Annotated in this window: 9 protein-coding genes; 5 read left to right on the forward strand and 4 right to left on the reverse strand. The window is 69.9% G+C overall.

Annotation, left to right across the window (positions count from 1 at the left end; all coding sequences use genetic code 11):
* A partial coding sequence (locus VB737_RS12950) for a class II aldolase/adducin family protein (protein ID WP_500313539.1) occupies nucleotides 1–771 on the reverse strand: 771 nt, incomplete at its 3' end.
* Nucleotides 772–829: 58 nt separating this feature from the next.
* On the opposite strand from VB737_RS12950, the gene VB737_RS12955 reads away from it, so the two are divergent.
* Both VB737_RS12955 and VB737_RS12960 read left to right on the forward strand, forming a co-directional pair.
* Nucleotides 830–1306, forward strand: coding sequence for a hypothetical protein (locus tag VB737_RS12955; protein WP_500313540.1), 477 nt, complete (start codon nucleotides 830–832; stop codon nucleotides 1304–1306).
* A gap of 10 nt (nucleotides 1307–1316) precedes the next feature.
* Nucleotides 1317–2336: a zinc-binding alcohol dehydrogenase family protein gene (locus tag VB737_RS12960; protein ID WP_500313542.1), complete on the forward strand. Its 1020-nt coding sequence runs from the start codon at nucleotides 1317–1319 to the stop codon at nucleotides 2334–2336.
* Between the two features lie 14 nt (nucleotides 2337–2350).
* Here the strand turns inward: VB737_RS12960 and VB737_RS12965 are convergent, their stop codons facing one another.
* Nucleotides 2351–3298 carry a class I SAM-dependent methyltransferase gene (locus tag VB737_RS12965; protein ID WP_500313552.1) on the reverse strand — a complete coding sequence of 316 codons (948 nt, stop codon included), beginning with the start codon at nucleotides 3296–3298 and terminating at the stop codon, nucleotides 2351–2353.
* Between the two features lie 207 nt (nucleotides 3299–3505).
* Here VB737_RS12965 and VB737_RS12970 point away from each other — a divergent pair, with 207 nt between their 5' ends.
* From VB737_RS12970 to VB737_RS12980, 3 genes are all read left to right on the forward strand, one after another.
* Entirely contained in the window at nucleotides 3506–5368 is a 1863-nt protein-coding gene (locus VB737_RS12970) for a hypothetical protein (protein WP_500313544.1), read from the forward strand.
* A 324-nt stretch (nucleotides 5369–5692) separates the two neighbouring features.
* Nucleotides 5693–6121 carry a hypothetical protein gene (locus tag VB737_RS12975; protein ID WP_500313546.1) on the forward strand — a complete coding sequence of 143 codons (429 nt, stop codon included), beginning with the start codon at nucleotides 5693–5695 and terminating at the stop codon, nucleotides 6119–6121.
* Nucleotides 6122–6145: 24 nt separating this feature from the next.
* Nucleotides 6146–6565 (forward strand): cytochrome c oxidase assembly factor Coa1 family protein, encoded by a 420-nt coding sequence (locus VB737_RS12980; protein WP_500313548.1) that lies wholly within the window; start codon nucleotides 6146–6148, stop codon nucleotides 6563–6565.
* A gap of 30 nt (nucleotides 6566–6595) precedes the next feature.
* Here VB737_RS12980 and mtnA read toward each other — a convergent pair whose 3' ends face one another.
* Complete coding sequence (mtnA, locus tag VB737_RS12985; RefSeq protein ID WP_500313549.1) at nucleotides 6596–7708, reverse strand: S-methyl-5-thioribose-1-phosphate isomerase; 1113 nt, start codon at nucleotides 7706–7708, stop codon at nucleotides 6596–6598.
* 13 nt (nucleotides 7709–7721) lie between these two features.
* A partial coding sequence (locus VB737_RS12990) for a hypothetical protein (protein ID WP_500313550.1) occupies nucleotides 7722–7991 on the reverse strand: 270 nt, incomplete at its 5' end.

Here is a 7991-nt window from a genome sequence, read left to right on the forward strand (position 1 = left end):
CGGCAGCACCGCCGCCGCAGGGGCCGGGCGCTCCGGCATGGCCACGGCATGGAACGAGCGCTCTCCCCGGGCCAGGCGCTCCTCGGCCCGCCGCACCAGGTCGATCATCCGGTCGTAGCTCTGCTCGGCCGTCGCCCCGAAGGAGAACAGGCCGTGCTGCAGCAGCACCATGCCCTCGGGCTCAGTGCCGGCGGCCGCCGCGGCCTCCCAGGCCAGGGCCGCCGCCTTGGCCAGGGCGAAACCGGGCATCACATAGGGCACCAGGGCCACCCGATCGCCATAGACCTCCCGGCACACCTCGGCCGCATCGGGCTGGTCGGCCAGGGCCAGCAGGGCGATCGAGTGGGTGTGATCCACAAACGTGTGGGGCAGGAAGGCGTGCAGCAGCGCCTCAACCGAGGGGTTGGGGGCGGCCGGATCGATCAGGTTCTGGCGCTGGGCCGCCACCATCGCCTCGTCGCTGAGGGACTCCAGGACCCGCAGGGCCTGCAGGGGCTCCAGCCGCACCGCCGGATGGCCCGGCGGCTCGATCGTGCCCAGGTCCCAGCCCGATCCCTTGACGCACAGCACCCGGATCGGCTCACCCAGCAGCCCGTGCACGGTGGTCTTCACCGAGGTGTTGCCGCCGCCGTGCAGCACCAGCTCGGGGTCGGCCCCCAGCAGCCGGGCCGAGTAGGTGCGCAGGGCCAGGTCTTCGTTCACCCCCTGGTCGCCATAGCGGGCGATCGCCTCGCGGGCGGCGGCATCCGACCAGCGATGTTGCACGGCCATGGGGCGAAACGGGGACTCTGGGGGGAGACTACGGGGAGCGATCCTCCAGGGGCTGCCCGTGTCCATCCGCCGCCGCCGCTGCCGCCGCGAGGTCCCGGGGCCGTGGGCCTGCCTGGCCGCGTCCCCGCTGGTGCTGCCCCTGATGCTGGCGGCGGGGGTGGTGGTGGGCGCCGGGATGGCGGCCCCCGCACGGGCCGAGCAACCGGTGCCCCCCCAGATCCCCCGCGACGGCTGGAAGGACTGCGCGTACAACGACAAGCCCCTGGCCTGCGTCGATGAGCAGCTCCCCGGCGGCCTGAAGATCCGATGGAAGGACGGCCTGTCCATGACCTACCGGGAGGTGTCCGCCAAGGGCAAGGACGCCAGCGGCAGCGACCTGCTGCGCGATCGGCTGGGGGGGATCTGGCGCCGGGAGCTGTTCGTGCAGGGCAACATCACCCTCACCAACGAGGCCAACGGCAACCGGATCTTCGTGCCGCTGCGCTTCCCCTGCAAACCGCCCCTGAAGGGGGAGGTGGGCTACTGCCGCTACTGAGCCCGCCGCCATGAAAGCGATCCTCGCCACCCCAGCCCTGGTGGACACGGAGCTGCCGGAGCCCGTCCCCGGCCCCCGCGACCTGCTGGTGCGGATCGAGGCGGTGGCGGTGAACCCGATCGACACCAAATTGCGGGCCGCCGTGGGCGAAGGGGATCCGCCCCGGCAGTTGGGCTGGGACGGCGCCGGGGTGGTGGCGGCGGTGGGGGAGCGGGTGGGCCGCTTCCGGGTGGGGGATGCCGTGATGTTCGCCGGCGATGCGGGGCGGGCAGGCTGCAACGCCGAGGCCGTGCTGGTGGACGAGCGGCTGGTGGGCCGCAAACCGGCGCGGCTCTCGTGGGCCGAAGCGGCCAGCGTGCCGCTGACGGGGCTGACGGCCTGGGAGGCCCTGTTCGAGCGGCTCGATCTCGATCCGGACGCTGGTGCGGCCGAGGGTGCCCCTGGTGGCGGGGGCGGCCAGGATCCCAGCCTGCTGATCCTCGGCGGCGCCGGCGGGGTGGGCTCGATCGCCATCCAGCTGGCCCGCCGGGCCGGGGCGGTGGTGATCGCCAGCGCCTCGCGCCCCGAAAGCGCCGCCTGGGTGCGGCAGCTGGGGGCCCACCACGTCGTCGACCACCACAGGCCCCTGGCACCCCAGCTGACCGCCCTGGGCTTCGGGGCGGTGGACCTGATCGCCAACTTCAGCGACACCGACGCCTACTGGGAGGTGATGGCCGAGCTGATCGCCCCGCTGGGGTCGATCGTGGCGATCGTGGGCAACCGCCACCCCCTCGACCTCAACCGGCTCAAGGCCAAGAGCGTGACCTTCGCCTGGGAGTTCATGTTCAGCCGCTCCCAGTTCCAGACCGCCGACATGGGGCGGCAGGGGGAGATCCTCGACCGGCTCGCCCAGCTGCTGGAGGCCGGCGAGCTGCGCCCCACCCTCGGCCGCACCTTCAGCCCCATCAACGCCGCCAACCTGGAGATCGCCCACGCCCAGCTGGCCTCCGGCAGCACGATCGGCAAGATCGCCCTGATGGGCTGGGGCTGAACCCCAAGGGGGCCTCAGCGCACGGCCACGAGCACCCGGTGGCGGGGGTCGCAGGCCTCGCGGCGCACGTCGCGGAAGCCGGCCTGCTCCAGGGTCCTGGGCAGATCGAGGCTGAAGTAGTCGGCCAGGTAGGGCTCGGTGCTCTTGAGCAGGGTGGCGATCGGCGCCGGCAGGCGCCGGATCACATCGGAATCGGGGTCCTGATCCACCAGGGCCACCACCCCGCCGGGCCGCAGCAGCCGGGCCGCCTCCCGCAGCACCGCCTGGGTGGCGCCTGCGGGCAGCTCGTGGCAGACGAACTGGAGGGTGATCAGATCGACGCTGGCCGCCGGCAGGCCGGTGGCCTCGGCGGCGGCGTGGTGCCAGCGGCGGATCCGCCCGCCGGGATCACGGACCCGGGCCACCGCCAGCATCTGGGGGGAGAGGTCGAGACCGTCGACGGCGACGCCTGTGCCCTCGCGCCGCTCCAGCCAGTCCTGGAGGGCCAGGGTGCCGACGCCCACCGAGCAGCCGATGTCGAGGGCGCTGCGCACCGGGCCGCTGAGGCTGGGCTCGATCGCCGCGAAGATCGCCTCCCTCAGCCGCCGCTGGGTATCCTGGGGCTCCAGGGTTTCCCCCGGCCACACCCGCAGGGCCATGGCGTCGGTGGCCTGCTCCGCCTCGCCGGCCGCCTGCCAGCAGAGGTTGCCCTGCTGGTAGGCGTGGAAGCGGGCCCGGTAGTAGGCCGGCACCTGGGTGGCCGCATCCGTGCTGCTGGCCAGCAGCGGCTCGGCCTGGCGCACCAGCTCCTCGCGCCGGGCCCGCCAGGCGATGCCGCGGTGCTCGGCGGTGCGGATGATCAGCTGGCGGGCCTGCAGGAACAGCAGACGCCGCAGGGGCTCGACCGCCAGCAGCCGGTCGATCAGCCAGCCGAGGGGGTGACGCGAGGCCACCCAGTTGGGGGGCGGGGCGGCGGCGGTCAGGGCCGGAGCGGCGGGCTGGGCCTGGGAAGGGATCCGAACCATGGACAGCGAGTGGGCGGAAGACATAAGGACGCCTGTCATCCAGGGGCATTGTGACCGAGGCCGCCGCCCAAGGTCCCCGGAGGCATTACCGCTGCAGAGGAGATCCGGCCCCATGCCAGACCACCTGCCCATCGCTAGTTTTCAATCGTCATCCCTATCACGGCGATGTACGAGACATTCGGACCCACGGTTGATCACCAGAGCGGTCAGGTCACATTCCGGCTCTTCTTTCCGGACAGCGCCCGGGACATCCTCCAATACGGCCGGGGAGGCCAGCCCCACATCGCCGAGATCGCGATCCCCGGGACGTTCCATGCCGGCCAATGGGATCCGGCGCTGGCTCCTCGAATGGTGCTGGAAGATCACCCGCAGGGCCTGCTTTACAGCCATACCACCCAGCTCAGCGCAGGGTTCTACGCCTATAAGTTTTTTGTTCGCTTCGAGAATGGTGTCACCCGCTGGGTCAACGATCCCTGCACGCGCCATGGCTGCCACATCGCCGGCAGTGACAACTCCGGTTTCGTGGTGGGCGGCAATCTGATCAGCTCCAACAGCACAAGACCCCGACCGACTCCGCCGCTTCCAGAACGCCAGATCATCTACGAGCTGATGATCGACGACTTCACAGCCCGGTTACCAGGCGATCGCTCCCAGCGCAACATGCTCGATCTTGTGCATGACCACCTGGATCGAATCACCGATCTGGGGGTCACCACGGTGCAGCCGATGCCCTGGACCGGAGTCCCCGAAAGCGGCTTCAACTGGGGCTACGAGCCCCATCTTTTCTTCTCAGTCGACGAACGCCTCACCGACCTCTCTGGAGTCCCAGCCGGCGAAATCGTGAACCGGTTGTTCAGCCTGAGAGAATTGATCGACGCCCTCCACGAACGAGGTGTCGCCATCATCATGGACGGGGTCTTCAACCATGTTCGCAGCGAGTTTCCCTATCTCCAGCTTTATCAGAACCGTGACGACTGCCCCTTTGTTGGCGTCTTTGAAGAAGGCGCTTTCTTTGAGGATCTGGATTTCGCCAATGGCTGCACACGTCAGTTCATCCTTGATGTCTGTCGCTACTGGATCGAACGGTTCGACATTGATGGTCTCCGCTTCGATTATGTCAGAGGATTTTATCGAAGGGCCGGCGGCGACCCCGGGATCAGCACCTTGATCGCCAGCCTGCGGCACCTACTGCGCTCCATGGGCCGTGAGAACTTCTCCTTGATCCTTGAGAATCTGACCGATAACCGTTACCAGGCGATCGATGATGCCAACTCCATTGACGCCACTGGAACCTGGTACGATCCGTTGCTGTTTGCCGCCTTTGAGTCAGGCCGCAGCGGAACGCTTTCCGCTTCCTACCTCCGGGCCCTTGATGCCAACCGTGACTGCCTGCCGGGCAAGGCGGCCATCACCTACATCGAAAATCATGACCATGGAACATTGGTCAACAAGATCGGCGGCAATGCCATCAACGTACCCCGCGATCCACACGGCTACCGAACCCAACCCCACGCCATCGCCCTGTTCACCGCACCGGGCACCGTCATGCTCCACAACGGACAGGAGTGGGGAGAAGAGGCCTACCTGCCGGAAATGGGAGGCGACAGGGTACGGCCCCGACCGCTGCGCTGGGAGCATCGTGATGACGACGTGGGGCAGGCCCTGGGAACGCTCTACCGCCGATTGATCCAGATCCGCCGGCACCATTCCGGGCTCACCAGTTCAAACTTCCATCCGCGCTTTGTCGACGTCCATGCCCAGATTTTTGATGCGGACGGGTTTGGGATCGACGTCCACCGCCAGCTCCTGGTGTTTCACCGTTGGGGTGAAGGGTTGGATGGGGTCATGGAGCGTTTCATCGTGGCGGTGAATTTCTCTGCCCAGCCGCACTGGCTTGATCTGACCTTCCCCTTCGACGGCTCGTGGACCGATCTGCTCAGTGGCGAGGTGGTGCAGGTGCGTGCTCAGAGGCTGAGCGGGGTGTCCGTTCCGAGCCATTACGGGCGACTGTTTCATGCCCGGGGCTGAGATGGCATCAGGAGTCGCCATGCGCAGCAGCGATGGGCAGACAGCGGGGCCACCGCCAGCCAGATCCGGCCGTGCAGGCTGAAGCTGATCACCCCGCCGTGGCCCATCAGCCGACGGCCCAAGCCATCCAGGGCCAGGCCCGGCAGGGGCTCGGACCGCTCATGGCGCCAAAGGTTCGGCTGTCACCAGCATCAGGCGCGCCACCAGCAACCCGAACAGCTCGAGGCCGACCGGGGGCGACAGTCGCCTCTTGTTGTGGGCTTCGCAACAGTGGGGCGCGCCTGGTATTCCGGGTTACCTTGCCTTCCATCCCGCCACCGAACCATGCCCTGGCGTCCCCGTCTCCTGGCCCTCTCCACCTGCCTGCTGGTGGGAGCCGGCTCCCTGGTCGGCGGGGCCGCCCTGGCCACCCCGGCGGGATCGCTGCTCAAGGGCCTGGCGCTGCCGCTGCCCAAGCCGGCCGCCAGCCTGTTCGCCGCCAATGCGATCGGCCAGACCAGCCTCAACACCCAGCTGCCCGGCAAGCCGGACGAGCTGCTCGCCAAGGTGAAGGCGTCCCTGGCCAAGCAGGGCTACAGCGAGCGCAAGATCAACACGGTGGTGGGCCCCTGGGGTTTCAACCTGGTGCTGGATCCCCCGGCGGGCACCAAGGTGGATGGCACCGCCGACGGCAAGGCGGCCGCCCTGGTGCTCCAGGCCACCGCCATCGGCCCGAACCAGCTCAACCTCAACGTCCGCTTCGAAGGGCTCTGAGGGGTCGCGGACCCGCGTCACCCGATGGACAGCACGCCGGCCCCCAGCTGGTGGGCCCGCCACTGGAAATGGCTGGTGCCGGCCGGCTGTCTCACCGGGCTCGTCGGCGTGGCGGGCTTCATCGCCCTGATCGTCAGCCTCGTGTTCGGGCTGCTCAAGTCGACCACGCCCTACAAGGAGGCCCTGGCGAAGGCCCAGCGGGATCCGGTGGTGATCGGCCGGCTGGGCACACCGATCCAGGGGGGCTTCCTCGTCTCCGGCAACGTCAAACTCTCCGGCGGCACGGGCGAGGCCAGCCTGGCCATTCCCCTGCAGGGATCCCGGGGCAGCGGCACCCTCTACGTGGAGGCCCGCCAGGAAGCCGGCACCTGGACCTACTCCACCCTGACGGTCCGGCCGGACGGCCCCGGCGCACCCATCAGCCTGCTGCGGCCCTCGCTCTGAATCGGGCCCCGGGCGGCGACGGGCAGCGGCTCAGCACGCGGCCACCGGGGCGGCGTAGAGGGCCTGCAGCCCTTCCTCGCTGGCCGGCGCCACGCCCCGCTCGGTGATCAGGGCCGTCACCAGCCGGGCCGGGGTGACGTCGAAGGCGGGGTTGAAGCCGTCGCTGCCGTCGGGCACCAGCTGCACGCTGGTGGGCTCCCCGGCCGCGGGCTTGCCGGCGATGCGGGTCACCTCCAGGGGGGAGCGGGCCTCGATCGGGATCTCCTTCACCCCATCGCCGATCGACCAATCAATGGTGGAGGCGGGCAGGGCCACGTAGAAGGGCACGCCGTTGTCGTGGGCGGCCAGGGCCTTGAGGTAGGTGCCGATCTTGTTGCAGACATCGCCCGTGCGGGTGGTGCGGTCGGTGCCGACGATCACCGCATCCACCCGGCCGTGCTGCATCAGGTGCCCGCCGGCGTTGTCGACGATCACGGTGTGGGGCACCCCTTCACGGCCCAGCTCGAAGGCCGTCAGGCTGGCCCCCTGATTGCGGGGGCGGGTCTCGTCGACCCACACGTGGATCGGCAGGCCGGAGCGGTGCGCCTTGTAGATCGGCGCCAGGGCCGTGCCCCAGTCCACCGTGGCCAGCCAGCCGGCATTGCAGTGGGTGAGCACGTTCAGGGGCTGGCCGCGGCGCTCCTCGGGGCGCCGGGCGGCGATCTCCTGGAAGAGGCGCAGGCCGTGGTCGCCGATGGCCTCGCACATGGCCACGTCCTCCTCGGCGATGGCCGCCGCCTCGGCCTTGGCCGCCTCGGCGCGCTGCTCCGGCGCCAGGGGCAGCACCCTGGCCCGTACCCGATCCAGGGCCCAGCGCAGGTTGATGGCGGTGGGGCGGGTGGCATCGAGGCGCTCGAAGGCCGCGGCCAGGGAGGCGTCGCCGGGGTCGGCCTGCAGGGCCAGCATCAACCCGTAGGCGCCGGTGACGCCGATCAGGGGAGCCCCCCGCACCACCATGGTGACGATCGCCTCGGCCGCCTCCTCGACGCTGGTGAGCGAGCGGGTGACGAAGCGGTGCGGCAGCAGGGTCTGGTCGATCACGCCCACCGAGCGGCCGCCCTCCTCCAGCCAGATGGTGCGCCAGGGCCTGCCGTCGATGTTCATGGGGAGGTGGGGGTCAGGGGGACGCAGGGCGCGCCGGCATCGATTTTCCGCCATCACCGCGCCGGCGCAGCAGGTCGTCGGTGAGACGCCGGAAGCGGGCGGGCTCGAGATCTCCGAGGGCCTCGCCGCGGCGGCTCTTCCAGGCGTTCCAACCCAGCAGCGGCACCAGCCGGTTGTGGCCGGCCAGATCCAGGGGGAACGCCAGGGGCGCCACGGGGCGGGGGGACGGCAGCGGCCCGCGGCGGGCCTCCAGCAGCGCGGCGACGGCGATCAGGTCTTCGTC

Origin of the sequence: Synechococcus sp. BA-120 BA3 (assembly GCF_034931285.1) — a bacterium.
Lineage (GTDB): Bacteria > Cyanobacteriota > Cyanobacteriia > PCC-6307 > Cyanobiaceae > Cyanobium.